A 19,729-nucleotide genomic window follows, 5' to 3' on the forward strand; every position below is an offset into this window, starting at 1 on the left:
ACTAAATTCCTCGTCCAGCCCTAGAAGCAAGAAAACGAGAGGCCAAAGCTAGACAAGCCGAGATGCTAAAGCAGGTTAGGGCGCTTCGACTCAGGGACGTTCAATATGGGGGCTGACGCCGGCGGAATACCGGAAAAGGTTCCCCGTGACGTGGCGTTAAATAAGCGCCTTCGCTCTGGAGAGCGTGATCCAGTAAGGTATTGACGGGTAACAGCACACTCCACGTTGACCGTACGTCGCCACAACGAATTTCGAGCTTCAGTGGCTCAAGTGGAGTCAGCACATGCATGAGGAGTCTCTATGCCGAAGCGACTAACCAGCGCGACGCCTCCCTTCGTGGCGAGCCTCGACGATCTCGCGCCGATGGCCGACTATTCGTTCATGGACACGCTTAACCGCGATCCTGAAGCAATGGCAGGCGGCATCGACTACGCGCCACGGCAGGTCTTTTCGGGCCACTATGTGCCTATCCGGCCTACGCCAATCGAAGAGCCCAGTTACGTCGCCCATAGCCAAAGTCTTTTTCGGGAACTGGGCTTCGAGGACAGCCTGGCGCAGTCGGACGACTTCGTGCGCATGTTCTCAGGCGACTTGTCCCACGTTCCTGATCCGCTGAGACCGGTTGGATGGGCCACCGGCTACGCGCTTTCCATTTATGGCACCGAATTCGTCCAGCAATGCCCGTTCCAGACCGGCAACGGCTACGGCGACGGCCGGGCCATTTCCGTGCTTGAGGCCTTGATCAACGGCAAGCGGTGGGAAATGCAGCTTAAAGGGGGAGGGCGCACACCCTATTGCCGCGGCGCCGATGGCCGGGCGGTTTTGCGCTCCAGTGTGCGGGAGTTCCTGGCACAGGAGCACATGCACGCGCTCGGCGTGCCCACCTCACGATCCCTGAGCCTCTATGTATCAAAAACAGAGACGGTGAACCGCCCCTGGTATTCGCCGGGCTCCCGTTCAACCGATCCGGATGTCATGGTATCGGAGCCCGTTGCCATCTCCACGCGCGTGGCCCCGTCGTTCATCCGGGTAGGGCAGCTCGAACTCTTCGGTCGCCGCGCCCGCAAGCAGGAAAATCCGCGGGCACTGGAGGAGCTCGAGAAGATCGTATTGCACCTGATCCATCGCGAGTATAGCGAGACGATTGATCCCTCTCTGGCCCTCGCCGATCAAGTCGTTTACCTTGCGCGTGCGTTTCGCAGCCGGCTGACCTCGCTCGTGGCCAACTGGATCCGTGTTGGTTACTGCCAGGGCAACTTCAACAGCGACAACTGTGCCGCTGGTGGCTTCACCCTCGACTATGGACCGTTTGGATTCTGCGAAGTGTTTGATCCGTACTATCAGCCCTGGACCGGCGGCGGCCAACACTTTTCATTCCTCAACCAGCCCATGGCGGCGGAACGTAACTTCTATTCATTCTGTTCCGCGGTTCGGCCACTGTTGACGGGGGATCCAGATGCGCTGCAACAGCTTGACCAGATTCAGGGTGATTTCCCTAAGGTCATGCACGAGCAGATGGAGAAGATGTGGGCTGCCAAACTGGGACTGGAGGCATTTGACGGGGCCTTGTTCAGCGAACTGGTAACGCTGATGACGCAGACACCCGTCGATTACATCCTGTTCTTCCGGGAGCTCTCCTCGGTACCAGATGACATCGAGCCGCTTAAAAAGAGCTTCTACAAGAGCCGGGCCTGTGCAGCTGACCCAGAAAGCTTCGAGAAGCGATGGTCCGACTGGCTCATCAAATGGAAATCGCACATTCGGTCTGGGTCACGGGAAGCGCTTTCCAGCCAAATGAAGCAGGCCAATCCCAAGTACAGTCTCAGGGAGTGGTTTGTCGTGCCTGCGTATCAGCAAGCGGCAGCAGGAGATTATGCATTGCTGCATGAATTGCAGGATGTCATGACGCAGCCATACGCCGAGCAATCGAAAAAGGTGGAAGAGAAATACTACAGGCTGAAGCCACCGGAGTACTTTGAACTTGGTGGGACGTCACATCTTAGCTGTTCGTCGTGAACAGTCCACGGACACCGGGTTGCGCCATCTTTGTCAGCACGTTCTGATCGTGCAAACGGTGCCCTACCATGAGAAGGACTAAACCTCTCGTACCGGGGTCATGAAGCCGGATTTTCCAGCCCTGACTGGACCTAATATGGGACAGGTCAATGAAGCTAAGATGCACAGATGAATCCTATTGACTTATACTCGTCAGTTCGGGTTTGAGACAGACTACGCGCGGAGATAGCGATGAAGGCGGTAAACGCGATAAAAACAAGACGCCGGGGCGCAGAATTGGAGCGTGCACTCCTTGACGAAGCCTGGAATGAACTGGTCGAGCACGGTTACGCCAAGTTGACGATGGAAGCGGTTGCCTCAAGAGCCGGCACGAGCCGTTCGGTCCTCGCACGGCGTTGGGATAGCAGGTTCTCGCTGACCATTGCCGCCATTCGTCAGCAATTGGCCCGGTACCCTCTGGAAGTCGCTGACCGTGGGGAAGTGAGATCAGAGTTATTGGCGTTTCTCGAGCGCGTCAGCGAACGTACTGCGGTCATTGCGGTTGTCTTTTCTCTACTCGCCAGCGAATACTTTCAGGATTCATCCTCTCCGCCACGAGAACTTCGTGAAGTGTTGATAGATGGCGAGACAAATGAGCTGGCTGCCATACTGCATAGGGCAGTGGGACGTGGCGAAATTGACTCGCAAAAATTGACACCTTCCATTAAGACACTGTTGAGCGACCTTTTTCGCCATCACGCCATTATGAATCTGTCAGCTCCTTCCAAGGAGTTACGTACATCGTGGGTTGATGAAATATTTCTGCCTCTGGTTCGCATCTGATTTCGCTTAACCGGTTTTCGCACAAACGCATTCTCGACGGGGGCGCCTGCTAAAAAATCGTTGACGAAACGCTGAATTTAAAAGGCAGTGCCGGCCCGGGACATTCATCGGGAGCTATCTTGCTGGCTGCCTTTTCCAAGCCGAAACATTTCTTCTCCCGCCCGCCAATAATGCAGTGCCGACCAAGCCTTAACCGCAGACACCATGACCAGCGCCCACTTCAGGCTCTCGACCACGCCTCGGCTCTGCAGCACATCGCTCAGAAGACCGACGACGAACGCGCCCATCGAGATACCCAATCCGTTAACGCAGAACAGGGTTACGGCAGACGCAAAACTGTACGTTTCCGGCCCCACTCTGGCGTGGACGGTGGCGAATGTCGGGCCGATATAGAAGCAGCTTAGCAACACCGCGATGGCGAGGAGCGACAGGAACAGGAAATAAGAGCTAACCAGCAGGGAAATAACCTGCGCCGCCATGGCAAGGCCCAGCACGCCTGACAGCATGTGCAGCGCGTATCCAGAGTGGCGTTTTGAGAGCCAACTGCCGACGAAACCACCCGCGAGTGTTCCTATCATGGCGAGTAGCCCGGCAATAATGCCGTAGCTCAGACCGGCGTCGGTGGCGGACAGATTAAAAGTACGCATGATATAGGCTGGAGCCCATGCGTTGATTGCCCCTGAACTGAACCCTACAAGGGCCCCTCCCACAGTGACATGCCGAATGACGGGACACCGAAGTAAACCAAGTACGCCTCGACGAACGCTCGTACGTGCCCGGGCCGTCAATACACGTGCAGGTTCCCGTACGGTTGCGATCAGCAGGATCGAAAGAAACAAGCCCAAGCCGCCGATAACGACGAAAGCCATACGCCAGCCAAAACGGTCGCCGATGTAGCCACCCGCCGCAAAAGCAACCAGTGCCCCCGCAGCTACCCCAAAGGAATAAACGGCGATGCCCTTAGCGTGTGACCGCCGTGGAATATAGTGAGCGATGAGTGAGTGAGCTGCAGGTGTAAGCGCCGATTCGCCAATTGCCACACCTACACGTGTGAGAGCAAAGCTCGCAAAACTACCGGCGAAACCTGCGAATGCGGTGAAGCCGCTCCACACCGTGATCGCAACGCCGATGATTCCAATGCGACTCCTCCTATCGGATAGTCTTGCAATGGGGATCGCGCAAATGGCGTAAGTTAAGGAAAATGCGGGACCAGTAATCAAGCCGATCTGCATATCGCTGAGAGCGAGATCCTCCTTGAGCGCCTCTACCAGGATATAAGGTAAGCGAGCGTCAATCGATGCCAACAATTGGCAGAGCATGAGTATTGCGACAACATACCACTTGTAGGCTGTGCTCACTGAGGGCTGCCCACGGCTCTCCATACCAGTAGGTTTTAAGTACATCCTGCGGCCTCTCGACAGATCGATACTTGTCTAGTTATACAGGCGCCGCGATCGGTACACGGCGATCATTGAGCATCAACCTTTTTGTGCGGTGTTACGGATCACTAGAACCTATAAGTCACGCCTACCAAAGCCCGCGCTTGCGTTTTGGTCTCAACAAAAGGGCTATCGTATGCAGTGTTCATAAGCTGGCTGCCCTCAATTGCACCGCCGACTCCCCAGTCAGCACTGAGTTCATACCGAAACGCCAAGCGGAGCGAGACATCCTTGAACCCCGCTGAGGGTTCATATAGCGGTAGTCCAGAGTTTGCGGCGCGCGTGCCATCGACACCGAAATAGCTGTTCATGTATTGTTCGTCCCCCCAGTTTGCGGCAATGCTGGAGACGATCAGGAATCTTTCGGTAAGCTGATAGGGATAGGCGATGCGCGCCGTGGCGATGAGACCCCGCTCTTCTTCGGACAGCGCCTGCGTACCGGACACCGTTGCAGTTATTCCGTATAGCTCCGTTGAAATGAACACTCGACCGCCCAGCTCAGAATCCAGTTCGCCGATACCCTCGGGCACATCGTCTTCGTCATAGCCCTGCATCCATGACACGCTTGCGCCAACTGTAACCCGACGCCCCTCATACAGATTCAGGCCAATACCGTCTCCGGTCTTCGCAAAGAACCGCCATTGTTTAATGTCCACCAAAGGAACAGGCTCCGCACGATAGTCTTCAGAACCCTGAAAGCGGGGAAGGGCTGCCGATCCAATACCTACAGCCACGTGATCTTCTTCCTTCGCCACGGCAGGCAGTTTCCAAAGCAGCAGTACAACCAAAAGTAGAGGTCCTTTAGGGCCCAAGGAGGGGCAGCAGCGCAGTGTGTTTGGGCAGGGCATACCAAGATCTCCAATATAAGATACGTTTAAGTATCCTAAATTGGAGACCTATAAGCGGTCAAGATACGTTTGCGTATCCTATTGCGGGGCGTGGCATCGCTTACCTAACGGCCACCTACTTAATATAAGATTCACATTCGTATCTTGACTTAGCGCTGCCAGCTCGTTTAACTAAGATACGATAATGAATCTTAAAGGTGTGGCTCAGGATAGCCGCCATAGATCGAGTCGGGACCAATGATACTGGCGGAGTGCAGTCGATATAGTTGGCGAGCCGGTTTGGGGGTGCCATTAACATACAATGAAACCAGATTTTTGGAGGTTGCGTTCATGACATGGGACCCCGCTAAAGAATGGGCAGGCTACGTCCCCACTAGGCCATTCGAAGAGTATTCCAAGCAGTATGAGGACTTCTTCAAAATGAGGCGTCAGGACGGCATCATCGAACTGCGTCTCCATACCAACGACGGTCCATATCGGCATACCCACGCCGCTCACAGTGCATGGTCGAGGGTCTGGCAAGACGTCGGGAATGATCCTGACAACCACGTGCTGATCATCACAGGGACGGGGGACAAGTGGATGATCGGTGACCCGAAAGGGCTGAACCCCAAACCCGCATCCGATCTCGATCCCGAACATACGTTCCGGAGACTGATGGACGGATGGAAGCATATCGAGAACTTTATCTACGGGATTGATATCCCAACCATCGCTGCCGTGAACGGCCCCGGAGTGCACACCGAATTCGGCATTCTATGCGACGTCACACTGGCGGCGCCCGATGCCGATTTTATGGATCCACATTTTTGGCTGGGCAGCCCTCCCGGGGATGGCCAAGCGATGGCCTTGCAGGCTTTAATGGGGCAGAAGCGGTCCGCTTATTATATTTATGGTGCGAAGTCGATTCCGGCACCGAAGGCTGTTGAGTTCGGAATCGTCAACGACATATTCCCACGCGAGGAGCTGCTCGAGAAAGCCTGGGAGCTCGCGCGATTCATGATGTTGCGCCCGCGCTATACCCGGTGGGCCACCCACAACATCCTGTCGCGACATTGGAAAAAAGCACTGGCACAGGATTTCGGCTTTCATATGGCGCATCAGATGCTGGCAAATGTAGCAAGCAAGTCGATTGTGCCTGATCCGGAACTCTTGAAGTCACGAGATCCTATTTAACGTTCTATCTGCGCTCGACTTAGTCTTAAGCGAGAAAGGAATCCGCGCTGAAACAGCGCTCACGATGCTGGAGTTACCGCTATGGAACACGAAAAACATACTGACACGAGCGGCTTCATGGATCCGCCTGAACATGAGGATCTACTCATGAGCCGACGACACCTGATCGCCTTAGGATTAGGGGCTGTCGCAGCGTCTACGGTCCCTTCATCCGTCACTGCGGAATTGGAGTCGGGGCAGGGCAACGCCAACGTTACAACGACGTACCTTTGGGAATATGCCTACGCTTACGAATAAAGTCAGGTTCGGCCATGGGCGCTCGTTTGGCATCGCAGGCTCCAGATCGCAAACTGACGGGCCACACGTCACTGATTTGAGAGCGTTGAAGGGCCAGAGAATCCGATTGCTTGCTTCGTTCGTTCGGATATCGCCCGTGATTGGAGTGGTGGCCAAACATCAATAGTTTATTAACCTGAGCAACGAAAAGAAGAACTAAAAGGGTCAGGTAATCACTACCGCCCCATCCAGGCAGCCGAGGAAGCCTGACTCTACCCAACAGAGCGGTAAACAACGGCGGGATTACATCTCCAACCGACCTGAAACTGCCCATTTTCCCCACAGAGTTCTATACTGCCGACCGATCATCGGCAACCAACATAGCTTGAGCAAGCGTCCACGAGATTTGAGGCAAGCCCTGCCAAGCCAACCATAGTTACCCATAAGGCATTATGAAAGTTCCAAAACGGTTACAACCACTGGTCGACGACGGCCTGGTGGACGACGTCCTGTACCAGTTGATGAGTGGTAAGGAAGCGCAGGTCTATGTCGTGCGCTGCGGTGACACGACGCGGTGCGCCAAGGTCTTCAAAGAGGCGCAGAAACGCAGCTTCAAGCAGGCCGTGGAATACCAGGAAGGCCGAAAGGTCCGCAACACACGGCGTGCCAGGGCCATGGGCAAGAAAACCCGGTACGGCCAGAAGGAACAGGAAGATGCCTGGCTCAATGCCGAGGTGGATGCACTGTATCGACTGGCGTCCGCCGGCGTCCGCGTGCCTGAGCCGTTCGGGTTCGTGGATGGTGTCTTACTAATGGAACTGGTCGCCGATGAAACCGGGGAAGCAGCGCCTCGCCTCGATGATGTCACGCTCAGTCAGGAACAGGCGGTCGATTACCACAGCCGTATTATCGGGGAGGTGGTTAGCATGCTGTGCGCCGGGCTGGTCCACGGTGACCTGTCCGAGTTCAACGTATTGGTGGATCCTCAGGGGCCGGTGATTATCGACCTGCCGCAGGCGGTTGATGCGGCCGGCAACAACAACGCTGAGCGCATGTTCCAGCGAGACGTGAACAACATGCGTCGGTATTTTGGCCGCTTTGCCCCGGAACTGATGAACACCAATTACGCCGGCGAGATCTGGGACCTGTACGAATCCGGTAAACTGCATCCTGACAGCCCGCTAACGGGGATGTTCCAGGACGACGAAACCGCTGCCAACGTGGACGAGATCATGGACGTCATCGACGCGGCCAAAGAGGAAGAGCAGGAACGCCGGGAACGTCAGCAGGACGACGAAGACTAGTCCGTTCGCCGCGCTACCAGGCCAGCCAGATAACATGGCGGGCGCCCTTGCCCGGCCGGTGGGCCCTGACCGTGACCGGATCCACCGACAGCCCAGCCCGCCTGAGTCGCTCGGTAAAGGCCGGGTCCTGGCCCGCAGACCAGTAGGCCAACACACCCTCTGGCGTCATGGCCGCCTGGGCCGCCGCAATGCCGGCGCTGGTATAGAGCCAGTCGTTTTCCTTACGGGTCAGGCCCTCTGGCCCATTATCTACATCCAGCAGAATCGCATCCCAGCTTTGCTGCGATGAGCGGATCAGTTCAGCCACGTCACCGATATGAATCTTTGCTCTCGGATCACGCAATGGATAACCCGCAGCCTCACCCAAAGGCCCGCGATTCCAGGCTTCAACCTCCGGCACCAACTCGGCCACGACGACCTCCGCATCAGCCCCCAGTGAGGAGAGGGCCGCCGCCAGGGTAAAGCCCATACCCAATCCGCCAATCAGTACTCGCGGAGCCGCGTGGTCGGCCAGGCGCTCGCAAGCCAGGGTGGCCAGGGCATCCTCGGATCCGTGCAGGCGGCTGTTCATCAGTTCACCGGAGCTACCAGCAATGCGGATAGAGAACTCGTCATTGCGCCTTAACAAACGTAGCTGAGTAGCCTTGCCAGGGATGCTCGCAGTGCCGATCTGCTCAAAACGCGCCATAAAAAACCTCTACAGCCGTGGATGCCAAAGAAGCTTGCCAGAGTACACGTCCGTGGCATAGAAAGCCTTCTCTTCTTTTAGCTGCTGGTGAAGACGATCAGAAAACAAAAAGGGATGTTCAGGTATTGAAATGATAATTGTCAGAGCACCAGTTGAATAAAAAGATAAGGAAAGATGGTGGACTAGCGGCCGTGGCACTTAGCAATTCAACGCCTGACCCCTTGAGCTTCGAGCTGGCTTGAAAAACGGTCGTTGCGACCGTGATTTTTGGGAGGCCTGCATAAATAGCTTCATTTCTTATCTGTATCAACGGGTTGGCGTACTACCGAAAAAACGGGGATATCGGTCGTGACGACCGTTTTGCCGTCTGTGACGTTCTGTTCAATTGTGTCGCTAGCGTTGACGTGCCGGGCGTTGCGGGCTAGTTTTGATTGAAATTGGGAACGGAGATATCGGTCGCTGGGATATCGGTCTTGGGGACTCATATACAAATGTTATAAATCAGGGAGTAGCCATTGATGGAATGGCGCAAGGACGAGTACCTAATCACTGACGATAGATCCAAGGTACAACTGGCGGTTGTCCACCGATTGCTCGCCGCAACCTATTGGGGTGATCGCCGTCCCAGAGAAATAGTTGATCGTATGGTTGCTGGTTCTATCTGTTTCAGTCTCTACCATGGCTCTAAACAGATTGGGTTTGGGCGAGCCGTCACCGATAGCACTACGTTCACCTGGGTGGCGGATATTGTGGTTGAGCCCGAATTTCGCGGCGCCGGCCTGGGTAAGTGGATTATGGAATGTTTGCTAGAGCATCCGGCCATCAAAGGAACCCAGTTGGTGTTGCAAACTCGAGATGCACAAGGGCTATACGAGCAGTTTGGGTTCTCTGAAAACACTGCTCTCATGAGCACCAAAGTCACTGATTTATAACAAGGCCAGGCACGCGACGGCTACTACATTGCGGCTTCGCCTCCATTCCGTAGCCGCGCATGCTGGCTGGCGTTATGAGGGAAAAGCGTGGTTATGCCCAAATTACGAGTAGTTGCCTTTTCCGTCCTGTTTTTCGGAGTAGCCTTCTCGGCCGTCTCTCTCGTTTTCTATTTTGGGGATTGGCAAAGACTGGCCTTGGTTGGTTCGGCTGGGGTATTCGTTGGCTTAGTTGCTGCACCGACGATTGAGCCGAAAGCATTCAAGCATGCCTGGGCTTATGAGTTGCTGTTTGGGGCCTTGGCAGGAGCAATACTGGGGTTGGTATCCGGAGCGGGGCCGCAAGCAGCAGGTCTCGGGGCTTTATTGGGTGGCGTGCTTGGTTATCTTGCGCCCTACTGGATCAAGCATGTGCCAATCCCGTAAAGCTCATAACCAATCGCTTAAGTACGTTCCCGGCCTGACGGCCGTCCACCGGACGTCCCTGACGGGCCGCCGCTTAGCTTCGCGTTATGGCTATTAGGTAAGCATCGTTGAGCAACTTCACTGTCTACGAGCACGAAGGCAGACTTCAGCTCTCTATTGGCGAGGGCTATAAGTACTCGCCGACCTCAATACTGGCTTTCCTGCGTAAGCGGGCGAATATCGATATCTTGTCAAAGAAGTCGTGGTTGTTGACGGACGACTATCAGTGCGAATTTAGGTACAAAAACTACAATTTTGTCCTGTACACCCCGAGTGATGACGTAGACATGTGCCCCGTTCAAGATGTGCCAAGGGCTGTTGCCTCCGAATTGTACGGGTTGGTCAGCGAATACCAGCGAGTTTCAGTAGTAGAGTGGATATGCACTTGGGTGCATCTGTTTTCGCGCCCGTTCAACTATAAGCCATAACAAGCGGCATCACGGCGACCGCTTTTCCGCCGCTTCGCGGCTCCAAACCGGCGCATGTGCCGGACGTTACACGTAATTGGAGAATGACTTGAGTATATGGTGTAAACATCCCCTAAAATCGGTGCATGCGTAATTAGAGTTCTCCGGCCTACAATGAGGCAAACGGAGAGCAGCATGAAGAAATCACGGTACAGCGAGTCCCAGATCGTCAAGATCCTGAAGGAGGTCGAGGGCGGTCGCCTGGTCAAGGAAGTCTGTCGGGAGTACGGCATCTCCGACGCGACCTACTACAACTGGAAATCGAAGTACGGTGGCATGGAAGCGTCTGACGTGAAGCGCCTCAAAGAGCTTGAAGAGGAAAACCGCCGGCTCAAGCAGATGTACGCCGAGTTGAGCCTGGATCACAAACTGTTGAAGGATGTGATCGAAAAAAAGCTGTAAAGCCAGCCGTTCGACGAGAACTGGTGGATTACCTCAAGCAGGCTCACGGCATCAGCGTTCGCAGAGCCTGCCGAATCGCTGGCATCAGTGACTCTGTGTATCGGTACCAGCCCGATACCGCCCGTGATGAGCCGGTGATTGCAGCGCTTCAGAGCGCCACTGAACGCTATCCTGCCTACGGCTTCAGCAAGCTGTTCAAGGTGCTGCGTCGATGGGGGCATGCCTGGAATCACAAGCGGGTCTATCGACTGTACCGCGCGCTCAACCTGAACAAGCGACGACGGGGTAAAAAGCGGCTGCCAACCCGAAATCCTGAACCGCTGGCCGTCCCCAGCACAGCGAATCATTGCTGGTCCATGGATTTCATGAGCGACAGCCTGTTCTGTGGTCGCCGGTCCCGAACGTTCAATGTGGTGGATGACTTCAACCGGGAGGTCCTTGCCATCGAGATTGACCTGAACCTGCCAGCCCCGAGGGTCATCCGGGTCCTGGAACGCATCATCGCCTGGCGAGGTTACCCGGCCAGACTACGCATGGATAACGGCCCGGAGTTCATCTCCATCGCCTTGGCAGACTGGGCAGAAAAGCACGGTATCGGGTTGGAATTTATCAAGCCCGGTAAGCCGACCCAGAACTCCTACGTGGAACGCTTCAACCGCACTTACCGGGACGAGATCCTGAATATGTATGTCTTCCGGAATCTCACCGAAGTCCGGCAGCGAACCGAGTCGTGGATGGCCGAATACAACGACGAACGTCCCCACGATTCACTGGAAGACCTGACGCCATGGGAATATCTGGCGAGACACCAACAGACGGAAAACTCTAATCAGCGGTGCAACTAAAACAGGGATGTTTACAATAGGGGCCCTTATAGCAGTGTTAATAATGAAGGCGCAGAAGTGGCCGCCTATGTTAACTAGTTAGGTGGGGGATTGTGGACTTTCCCCGATGCAGTGGACAATCCCTAGCCTATGATTAGTGTCTAGAACAACAATTTTATTGAACAGGGTGAGGTAGTATCGGTCTGTAGGGTGAGGGGCTTTGAATTATACAGACTCAACGGGCCGGGCGGCCTCAGGTAAGCGAACAATGATGACTCACAGTTTACTGGTTCGAGTACTCAGGTCCCATTCTGGACGGAAGTGGCCATTTCATTCTCCCTGAACAGATGGCCCTATTGTATCGCTTAAGTACTACAGAATAAGTATCAGGGCCAGTCATAAAGCTTACTAAGCTGAAAATGGTTAAGCCAGAGGCAAGCAGGGCACCCGATCATTTCCGGGCTTGGAAAACTTCGACAGTGCCGATGGCAGCTCACAGTAGAACTCGCCATCGACATTCACTGACATTCTGACTTTGAGTAGATCCGTTATTTCATGATCACAGTAACACAACGTCCCGGTCTCGAAGTTCGGCATCATTTTTCGCTTTGCCCGGTACCGTTAACCGTAGCCAAGGAAAAGTGTAATACCAAGCTCAGAATTACAACGACTTGAGCCTATTCTTCTCTCACCGGAGGAGTAGTTTCTTCGATAAACCTTTGGCTGGAATCGTAAATTTTTTGTATTGCCGTCGGGTCCGGCGCTGATAAAGCGTTTAGAACTGACTCAGCGTCCACGATTATCTTCTTGGCAGACGATACGTACTTTGAACCCTGGCAATTACCCTTCCTTGCATCATCCGTAAGGGCAGTGGTATCGCCAGTTCGCAAAGCTTCAGCGGCTATACTGACAAAGTTTTCGCACCGGCGCACTTCTTCTATCTCAGCGCTTACTATATCTAACGCCAAAATAGTAGAGCTGAGTAAGTAGCATATGCTCATAATACCGCCGATTATCGGGAGCACAAATCCAATTCCACCGGGCGTGACTTTTCCGATATAACTAACAACATTTCCAAAATTCATAGATACCCCTTAACTAAAAGTTAGATGTAGCACATGCTACATCTAACTCATGAGGGCTAGACATACAGATTAAAAGGTTAATATTCAAATATTTTGATATCATGCTAGTAAGAAGATTTCTTTGAATACGCTATTATAAAAAAATAAATTATCTGATTGAATAGGCGTCACATTTGCGAATTTAGGTGGCTATGAAAGTTACTTTGTAGCTTATGGACTTTTGGTAGTTGGTCACAGCAAGCTGTACGCACTAATTGCACTTTAGTGACTTAATGAACCCGCCTGTAACGGTCATGCACATCCACTGATCTCTTTCTTAAATTGCGTTCTCGACAACACAGACACGCTGGAAGAATCCAGTTGTCGAATGGAGACAGTAAAGTCATTCAAGGTTGAGGGGTAGGGCATTGGCCAAAACGTTCTTGGAATTGACCTGCCGCCAACGAGTTTGATGTTATTGTCGCGCCAAAGACGAGCCAATCGGCACCTGCTCGAGTTCTCCTTCTCCATACCCTTACGCTGCTAACTCCCTCCAGCAGTTCGGCGAGTTCTCTTTCCGAATGACTTTATTAGCAAAAAGTAACCTCGCCAGACTCTGTCCTGTTCTCTTTCCGTCTCAAAAATTTGTAAGCCATTGACTCCAAATATAATTATTTTTTTGTGATAATGCGTAAAAAAGCGACATGCTGAGTTGACATCGGTCGTTTTTGAAACTAGTTTATTAACGAAAATTAAGTCTCAGGGACGACCCTACATGACGCAGGACGCGATTCGGGGAGGTGTTGTTGCCTTCCTATGCCTTGCCGCAACCACCTTGCCGGTTGGAACTGTTTCCGCCGCCGACACCTATGCGACCAAATACGGTCTTGGTCCTGACAAGTGGGCGACGGCTTGGTTGTTCTCCCGCTTCGTTGATACTGATGCCCAGCTTGAGGTGATCGACCCCGATGCCGAATTCTCGGCCGGCGCTGTTCCTTTCGATGATCCAACTGCCGATACCGACTTTCAGCGCACCAGCGAAGTCTCAGCTTTCCAGGGCGTCGCACGCCATTTCAATCTTGATGATCCGATCGTCCGTCGCATGGAGGACATCATCTATGAGATGGAAGTCGCGTTCTGGCAAACCGACACATCAATTCAAACAGACCTGGTCGAGCATGGTTTTCGCCGCCTGCAAGAAGAAAACGGTCGCACGAATGTACCCCCCGAGTGCTACCTAAAGTTCTTCGACAGTGTGGCATCGGCGCTAGACGCGCATCCGAAGGGTGAAGCCTTCCCGTTGGAGGCCCTGGTCAGCGACTGTGAGGTCCAATCTACCGACCAGCCACGCACGGTCGCCCAGCAGTCGACCAGCAAGGATGTCGGTGAAGTCGGGCTGGAGGCGGTCCTCGCCGCTATCGAGCAAGGCAAGCGCGTGGTATTTGTCGACGTTCGGGAACCCAGCGAGTTTCACGAACAGCACATTCCGGGCGCTCTCAACATTCCCATTCGTGATCTCGATGAATCGACGGTCGGCAGGATTGGTCCTGCGGACTACGTGGTCAGCTACTGCGTGAAGGATTTTCGAGGCTACGAAATGGCCAAACTACTGGCCCGTGCCGGAGCACAGAACTCCGTGATTATGAATCCCTACGGACTAAAAGGCTGGGTCAGTTCAGGCCTGCCGGTAGCCGGAACCCACGCGCTGTCTTCAGACGAGGCAGATCGCCAGCTGAAGGATTGCGTCTCAGACCGCAATTGTTTGATGAGGTAAACGCGATGGAACGCAGAAAAACGGCGTATCTGATCACGGCACTGATGTTCCTGGTCCCCCTGGGTTTGTGGTTGTACACCACCGGCAACCCGGTCTTTTACTTCGTGGAAGAGGCACCGCCAGGGCAGGGGCTGTATGTCATCTCCAAAGGTATTGCGCTCGTTGCCTTGAGTCTGTTCTGGTTTCAGTGCGTCGCGGCGCTGACCAAGACCACACCCAACATCTCCGGCTTCTTTCGCCTGTCGTTGCGCGCGCACCGGTTAGTGGGTACCACGCTTCTGGCATTGATCTTCATTCACGTGCTGCTGTTCTTTCTGGCGGTCACCTTACGCAGCGGCCACCTCGCTTTCGGCGTCTTGATCCCCCAGTTCGACGCGGGCTTTTACAACTTCTATGTGTCTCTAGGCGCCATTGCACTCATCGTTCTAGCCATCGCCATCGTTGCCGGGATCATGCGGACGAAGTACCGGAATGCGGTAACTACCTGGTTGCATCGTCTGTGGTTTGTAGCCTTCGGCCTGATCTTCCTGCATGGCGTGAACATCGGCACTGAAACCCGCCTCGGCATCATGCTCTACGTGTACTACTTCATTCTGGTCAGTGTGGCGTTCCTGGCGGCGAACAATCTGTTCTATGGATTGCGCCGCAAACTTGCGATTACTCGCAAGGCTGGAGTGTTAGGGGATGGTTAAGTTGTCCCTCACACGCCGCGTCTGCTACCTCCTTTTAGCCGGGTGCTCGCTCTGCCTTGCCACCGGTGCCAGCGCAGCGGACCAGCGGGTAGTCCTTACGGCATTGGTGGATGGCCAATGGGTGCTTTACCACAGCACCGATTTCGTTGATTGGCAGGCATTGGACATCAAGGGGGAGCCCCGAACTCCGGCGATCGATCAGAAGGGCGAGAAAATCGCCTTCATCAACGTCGATGGCGCGTTGGAGCAGGTCCAGGTCGCGAACGGTAATCGCCAGAAACTAACCGATGGACAGACGCTGTCGCTTACCCACCCGTCATACGACGACGAGGGCAACCTCCTTGTGGTGCGGCTGATTGACGGGGCCAGCGTCAACACCGAAATCGGCGTTGTCAGCCTTGAGGGCGACTACCGACCGGTCCATCAACAACGCTCCGCGCATTTCGAGCCCGTGTTCGCGCTGGTGCCCGAGGCTTCGATCTACTTCAGCCATGTGAGTTGCACGGTGGCCTGTGGTCATGTGATCCAGGAAATTTGGCGCCGTGATCTGGTATCCGGTACAGCACAACAAGTCACGCTCCTGAACAGCACCTCTCGCCAGCCCACAGTAGGGCCTAAAGGTAAGGTCGTCTTCTCCTCCAACAAAAACGGTACCTACGACATCTGGTTGGTGACTCCGACCGGCGACGTGCGAGCGGTCACCAACGGGCCTGACTTCGACAGTCAGCCCAACCTGTTAAGCAACGGTGATGTCCTGTTTATTCGTCACTCCCAGAAGGGCGCGTCGCTCATGCGCTTGGAGAATGGAAATGACCAGGCCGCACCTGTAGCGCTTCCGTTTTCGTTTGATGATCTCAAAGATTTGAAGGTGAGCCTATGAGATGGACCCAGGCTGTGAGGTTCACACTATTTTTAGCACTGGTCGTGGTGCCACTTGGCGCCGCGGCTGCCGTCGAGCTGCTACCCAACGGCACCGAGGCCTTCAATCCGTCGAAAGGCGACTCGATGCCCATTCCCTTTTCGATGGACGTAGCCGGAAGTGTCCGGATCACGCTCTACACCGGCGATGGAGACGCGATCAGGACGCTAGAGACGGAAACCGATTCGGCGGGAAGCTATAAGGTGGTGTGGGACGGCAAAGATGCGTCGGGCGCTATCGTGCCGAACGAGGCATATATTCCCGTCCTGCAATGCGTCTGTGACGGTGGGTTGGTGACGGTCGATCCCAGAGCGACCAGCGGGGGTTACCCGGTCGAAATCGGCAACGTTCAACTCGACCCGGACGGCTCCATCAGCTACCAAGTACCGGAAGCCGCGCGGGTCTTGGTGCGCGTGGGTATTAAGGGTGGCGCTCTGGTGCGCTCGCTGGCCAACTGGGAGCCGCGAACTGCCGGTCGGCATCGACAGAACTGGGACGGGGTGGATGGGGCTGAGCAGAGCCTGTTAAATCATCCAAAGCTCGCCTTGATGGTACGGGCCTTTGCCTTGCCGGATTACGCGATTCAGACCTACGGCAATCACCAAACATCCTACCGGGCCTACCGCGAACAACAGGATTGGGCGCTACCTACGGCCGATTTCAGCGACGTCCGGCTGGAACGCGACGGCGTTCGGATTGCGCGAGAGTCACAACTCCCCATCAGTCTGTTGCGCAACCCACAAACCCTTTTCAAGTTTGACACCGAGGAAATGGAAAACGGGGTCCCCGTCGTTCGCGGGCCAATCACGTTTCGCGTGGACATGGCGCAAGGGGACAAATGGGTGATGCAGCAAAGCCTGTATGAAGTCGCCTTCTTTCTCGATTACCAATTTGTTTCAGAAGAAGAAACGGGTTACACGCCGTTGAGCTGGCGCTGGGCCGGGAATGCAGAACCTGGTCTTCACACTATGACCGTAAACATCTCGGGGCTATGGGGACAAGTCGGTGTAGGCACTGTCAAGTTCCTGGTTAAAGAGTAGGGCAGACGTTCTTCATAGCACCTTTGTCGTGTTTCTGTAGAGGGATCGACTATGCGTTGGGTAGGGAAACAGCGAACAAGAAATAAGACGAATCGTACGGCGAACTGGGCGCCGGCTGTCGTGGCCGCAGGAGTGGTCGCGTGGTCAGGCTCGGCCCAGGCCACTGACGGCGATTGGTGGTGGGTCTTTGGCGACGATATCGCGCCGGTTTTCGAAAGTGCGACACCTGAGCAGGGATCCGCGCTGAGCGATTCATCGGTCTCGGTCGAGTTCAGCGTTTACGACCCGTGGCGCTTTGGTTTCCGCACCAGTCGTCTTGATCGCAACTCCATACAGGTGTCGTTGAATGGCCAGCCTTATACGAATGTCCAGTTCGAACCCGACGGCTTAAGCCAATGGTTTCCGTGGATTATCCCGATCAAGGGCCGCGTCGAGATCCATCCCGGCGACGCCTGGGCTGACGGTCCCCAGAACTTTATCGTGTCGATTGCCGACAAAGCCGGTAACCGGGGCAGCGCGGAGCTGTCCTTTCTCATCGATACACAAGGGCCAACGGTGGCCCGTGTGGCCCCGGCCCCTGGGACGCCGATCAAGGATCCGCTCGCCACGCTGCTACTTGGGCTAGATGACCTCCATTCGGACATAGACTGGAATAGCCTCAGTGTTCAGGGCGCCCCCATACCAACGGTGGTTGCCAATTACGATGCGGCCTCAGGGCTGATTGAACTGCGTCCTGAGGGGGAGTGGGCCGAGGGCGAGCAAACCATTGAGTTCACGCTTGGTGACACCCTGGGTAATATCACGACGCAGACGTTGAGCTATGAAGTGCAGCCGGATGTTGGGCTCTCGGCCGCGATCGACGCAGACCCGATGAGCGGCAGTGCGCCGCTGACGGTGTCCTTCTCACCGGAAATCGAAACGAATACCGCCATTGAGATCTACCGGTGGGACTTTAACAACGACGGCGTCTTCGATCGCAGTGAGCCGATCGGCCGTGATCAAACCTACACCTTCAATGCGCCAGGCTCCTATCCGGTCAGACTGCAGGTGACGGACAGTGCCGGTGAGACAGTTGATGCCGTGGTCACCATCGAGGTCGATAACGCACCGCCGGTGGTCTCTGCGGAAGCGCAACCTTCGAACGGCGCGCCGCCTTTACTGGTCAGTTTTTCAGCTACGGCGTCAGATGACGACGGCATCGACACCTACGAGTGGGACTACGATGGTGACGGGGTCTACGATGCCTCGACACCGACAGGCAGTTCCGAGTTCACCTATTCAGGAGAAGGTCAGTTCCAGCCCCGGATCCGGGTCACCGATACCTTGGGTGCGGCTACCGAACTGGCGATACCGTCCATCTCCGTGCGCGTGGTCGAAGGCGCGCCAACGGTATCGGGCTCGGCCACGCCATCATCCGGCAAGGCACCGTTAGCGATCCAATACAGCGCATCGGCAACAGACCCGGATGGATTGCCGATTACGGAATGGGCGTGGGATTTCGATGGTGACGGGACCGATGATTACTCCTCAGCTGACAGCGCCACGGTCTCCCATACCATTCAGTCGCCCGGCACGTTCTATTCCCGCATTCGGGTGACCGCTGAAGACGGGGGCTCCAGTGAGGATTTCGTGAAGGTCACGGCGACACCATCGTTCTCCTTGTCCTTGTCCCGCGACACGATCGACACGCAATTGGCCGAGAGCGTCCAAGTCAATACCTCACTCGGGGGTGACACGGAAGTCAGCGTGGTGATGGAAGACCCGGCAGGCCGCCTGGTAAGCACGCTCGTGCCCTGGCAAGTGCGTCCAGCCGGGGAGTACACCGATACCTGGGATGGACGCGACGCCAGTGGGGCGTTCGTATCGGAAGGGGAGTACCGTGCCGTCTTGCTCTACCGCGTCGATGGTGTCGAGAAACGGTATGACATCGGCCTGTCCACGGGCGGCCGTGAATACAACCCGCCTCGCAACCGCTTGCCCAGCCGCTTTTCTCCCTTCGATGGGGATCCGCTGGATATCACCTTCACGTTGAGTGAAGCCTCAGAGGTCACCGCGTTTGTCGGTCGCTTCAACGTAAACACGCGCCTGGTCACCTTCTACCAGCGCAAGCCTCTCGGCCGCGGCAGCCATACCATCACGTGGCACGGAGAGAACAATGACGGGGAACTGATCCATCCGCCCGGGAACGACAGTTTCCTGTTCGGCATCTTTGCCTTCTCGCTTCCGGATAATGCCGTCTTCGTCAAGAGTGGCGTGCATGCCAGCAACGTCTCCGCCGCCCCCTCTATTTTCGATCCGACCCGGATTAGTGGCGAGACGGACGGGCCCTCCGCCATCAGTTTCGAACTGAGCCGTGCCGGTTCCGCGGAGATGACGATCTACGATGCCGACACCGGGGCCTTCGTCACTCGCAACGTGTTCACCGGCCTGGCCCAAGGGGCCAACACCGTGCCCTGGGATGGCAAAGACGCGGCGGGCACCTATGTCGCACCGGGCACCTATCGGATCGGCATTCTTGGTCTCGACGAGCGTGGTTCGCGAACCATGGAAGTGTTCACCCTCCAGCGGGTCTACTACTAAGGAG

The 19,729-nt window shown here is 55.3% G+C and carries 16 protein-coding genes; 12 read left to right on the plus strand and 4 right to left on the minus strand.

The window, feature by feature from the left end:
- The first annotated feature begins 300 nt into the window (after positions 1 to 300).
- Both RE428_RS11995 and RE428_RS12000 read left to right on the plus strand, forming a co-directional pair.
- Complete coding sequence (locus RE428_RS11995) at positions 301 to 2,016, plus strand: protein adenylyltransferase SelO (RefSeq protein WP_004582253.1); 1,716 nt, start codon at positions 301 to 303, stop codon at positions 2,014 to 2,016.
- A 231-nt stretch (positions 2,017 to 2,247) separates the two neighbouring features.
- Positions 2,248 to 2,838 carry a TetR/AcrR family transcriptional regulator gene (locus RE428_RS12000; RefSeq protein WP_004582254.1) on the plus strand — a complete coding sequence of 197 codons (591 nt, stop codon included), beginning with the start codon at positions 2,248 to 2,250 and terminating at the stop codon, positions 2,836 to 2,838.
- Between the two features lie 104 nt (positions 2,839 to 2,942).
- Here RE428_RS12000 and RE428_RS12005 read toward each other — a convergent pair whose 3' ends face one another.
- Together RE428_RS12005 and RE428_RS12010 are read right to left on the minus strand one after the other, a co-directional pair.
- Positions 2,943 to 4,196, minus strand: a complete 1,254-nt coding sequence (locus RE428_RS12005) for an MFS transporter (protein ID WP_169334075.1) — start codon at positions 4,194 to 4,196, stop codon at positions 2,943 to 2,945.
- Between the two features lie 149 nt (positions 4,197 to 4,345).
- Positions 4,346 to 5,065 (minus strand): MipA/OmpV family protein, encoded by a 720-nt coding sequence (locus RE428_RS12010; protein WP_004582256.1) that lies wholly within the window; start codon positions 5,063 to 5,065, stop codon positions 4,346 to 4,348.
- A gap of 390 nt (positions 5,066 to 5,455) precedes the next feature.
- Here RE428_RS12010 and RE428_RS12015 point away from each other — a divergent pair, with 390 nt between their 5' ends.
- Together RE428_RS12015 and RE428_RS12020 are read left to right on the plus strand one after the other, a co-directional pair.
- Complete coding sequence (locus tag RE428_RS12015; protein ID WP_040883494.1) at positions 5,456 to 6,301, plus strand: enoyl-CoA hydratase/isomerase family protein; 846 nt, start codon at positions 5,456 to 5,458, stop codon at positions 6,299 to 6,301.
- 728 nt (positions 6,302 to 7,029) lie between these two features.
- Entirely contained in the window at positions 7,030 to 7,881 is an 852-nt protein-coding gene (locus tag RE428_RS12020) for a PA4780 family RIO1-like protein kinase (protein WP_004582259.1), read from the plus strand.
- Positions 7,882 to 7,894: 13 nt separating this feature from the next.
- Here the strand turns inward: RE428_RS12020 and RE428_RS12025 are convergent, their stop codons facing one another.
- A complete protein-coding gene (locus RE428_RS12025; RefSeq protein WP_004582260.1) occupies positions 7,895 to 8,569 on the minus strand; it encodes a polyamine aminopropyltransferase in 675 nt (224 codons plus the stop codon).
- A gap of 518 nt (positions 8,570 to 9,087) precedes the next feature.
- Between RE428_RS12025 and RE428_RS12030 the strand changes: the two genes are divergently transcribed.
- From RE428_RS12030 to RE428_RS12040, 3 genes are all read left to right on the plus strand, one after another.
- Entirely contained in the window at positions 9,088 to 9,501 is a 414-nt protein-coding gene (locus RE428_RS12030) for a GNAT family N-acetyltransferase (protein WP_004582261.1), read from the plus strand.
- Between the two features lie 93 nt (positions 9,502 to 9,594).
- Positions 9,595 to 9,924 carry a hypothetical protein gene (locus RE428_RS12035; protein ID WP_004582262.1) on the plus strand — a complete coding sequence of 110 codons (330 nt, stop codon included), beginning with the start codon at positions 9,595 to 9,597 and terminating at the stop codon, positions 9,922 to 9,924.
- 641 nt (positions 9,925 to 10,565) lie between these two features.
- A protein-coding gene (locus RE428_RS12040) for an IS3 family transposase (RefSeq protein WP_085988670.1) occupies positions 10,566 to 11,677 on the plus strand; the annotation gives its coding sequence in 2 pieces (ribosomal slippage) (positions 10,566 to 10,827 and positions 10,827 to 11,677; 1,113 coding nt in all).
- Between the two features lie 656 nt (positions 11,678 to 12,333).
- On the opposite strand, the gene RE428_RS12045 is transcribed toward RE428_RS12040, so the two are convergent.
- A complete protein-coding gene (locus RE428_RS12045) occupies positions 12,334 to 12,741 on the minus strand; it encodes a hypothetical protein (protein WP_004582266.1) in 408 nt (135 codons plus the stop codon).
- Positions 12,742 to 13,495: 754 nt separating this feature from the next.
- Here RE428_RS12045 and RE428_RS12050 point away from each other — a divergent pair.
- The 5 genes from RE428_RS12050 to RE428_RS12070 all read left to right on the plus strand — a co-directional run bounded on the left by RE428_RS12050 (position 13,496) and on the right by RE428_RS12070 (position 19,725).
- Complete coding sequence (locus RE428_RS12050; RefSeq protein WP_004582267.1) at positions 13,496 to 14,494, plus strand: chromate resistance protein ChrB domain-containing protein; 999 nt, start codon at positions 13,496 to 13,498, stop codon at positions 14,492 to 14,494.
- Between the two features lie 5 nt (positions 14,495 to 14,499).
- Positions 14,500 to 15,186: a hypothetical protein gene (locus RE428_RS12055; protein WP_004582268.1), complete on the plus strand. Its 687-nt coding sequence runs from the start codon at positions 14,500 to 14,502 to the stop codon at positions 15,184 to 15,186.
- A complete protein-coding gene (locus RE428_RS12060; protein WP_004582269.1) occupies positions 15,179 to 16,066 on the plus strand; it encodes a TolB family protein in 888 nt (295 codons plus the stop codon). Before RE428_RS12055 ends, RE428_RS12060 begins: the two co-directional genes overlap by 8 nt.
- Entirely contained in the window at positions 16,063 to 17,145 is a 1,083-nt protein-coding gene (locus RE428_RS12065; RefSeq protein WP_004582270.1) for a FlgD immunoglobulin-like domain containing protein, read from the plus strand. The genes RE428_RS12060 and RE428_RS12065 overlap by 4 nt, the downstream gene beginning before the upstream one ends.
- 120 nt (positions 17,146 to 17,265) lie before the next feature.
- Positions 17,266 to 19,725 (plus strand): PKD domain-containing protein, encoded by a 2,460-nt coding sequence (locus RE428_RS12070; RefSeq protein ID WP_169334076.1) that lies wholly within the window; start codon positions 17,266 to 17,268, stop codon positions 19,723 to 19,725.
- The last annotated feature ends 4 nt before the right edge of the window (positions 19,726 to 19,729 follow it).

This window comes from Marinobacter nanhaiticus D15-8W (assembly GCF_036511935.1).
Lineage (GTDB): Bacteria > Pseudomonadota > Gammaproteobacteria > Pseudomonadales > Oleiphilaceae > Marinobacter_A > Marinobacter_A nanhaiticus.

What these genes read in the sequence shown, in the direction of transcription:
- RE428_RS11995 (WP_004582253.1), top strand. Translation starts at nt 301, where the DNA reads ATGCCGAAGCGACTAACCAGCGCGACGCCTCCCTTCGTGGCGAGCCTC.
- RE428_RS12000 (WP_004582254.1), top strand. Translation starts at nt 2,248, where the DNA reads ATGAAGGCGGTAAACGCGATAAAAACAAGACGCCGGGGCGCAGAATTG.
- RE428_RS12015 (WP_040883494.1), top strand. Translation starts at nt 5,456, where the DNA reads ATGACATGGGACCCCGCTAAAGAATGGGCAGGCTACGTCCCCACTAGG.
- RE428_RS12020 (WP_004582259.1), top strand. Translation starts at nt 7,030, where the DNA reads ATGAAAGTTCCAAAACGGTTACAACCACTGGTCGACGACGGCCTGGTG.
- RE428_RS12025 (WP_004582260.1), bottom strand. Translation starts at nt 8,569, where the DNA reads ATGGCGCGTTTTGAGCAGATCGGCACTGCGAGCATCCCTGGCAAGGCT.
- RE428_RS12030 (WP_004582261.1), top strand. Translation starts at nt 9,088, where the DNA reads ATGGAATGGCGCAAGGACGAGTACCTAATCACTGACGATAGATCCAAG.
- RE428_RS12035 (WP_004582262.1), top strand. Translation starts at nt 9,595, where the DNA reads ATGCCCAAATTACGAGTAGTTGCCTTTTCCGTCCTGTTTTTCGGAGTA.
- RE428_RS12045 (WP_004582266.1), bottom strand. Translation starts at nt 12,741, where the DNA reads ATGAATTTTGGAAATGTTGTTAGTTATATCGGAAAAGTCACGCCCGGT.
- RE428_RS12050 (WP_004582267.1), top strand. Translation starts at nt 13,496, where the DNA reads ATGACGCAGGACGCGATTCGGGGAGGTGTTGTTGCCTTCCTATGCCTT.
- RE428_RS12055 (WP_004582268.1), top strand. Translation starts at nt 14,500, where the DNA reads ATGGAACGCAGAAAAACGGCGTATCTGATCACGGCACTGATGTTCCTG.
- RE428_RS12060 (WP_004582269.1), top strand. Translation starts at nt 15,179, where the DNA reads ATGGTTAAGTTGTCCCTCACACGCCGCGTCTGCTACCTCCTTTTAGCC.
- RE428_RS12065 (WP_004582270.1), top strand. Translation starts at nt 16,063, where the DNA reads ATGAGATGGACCCAGGCTGTGAGGTTCACACTATTTTTAGCACTGGTC.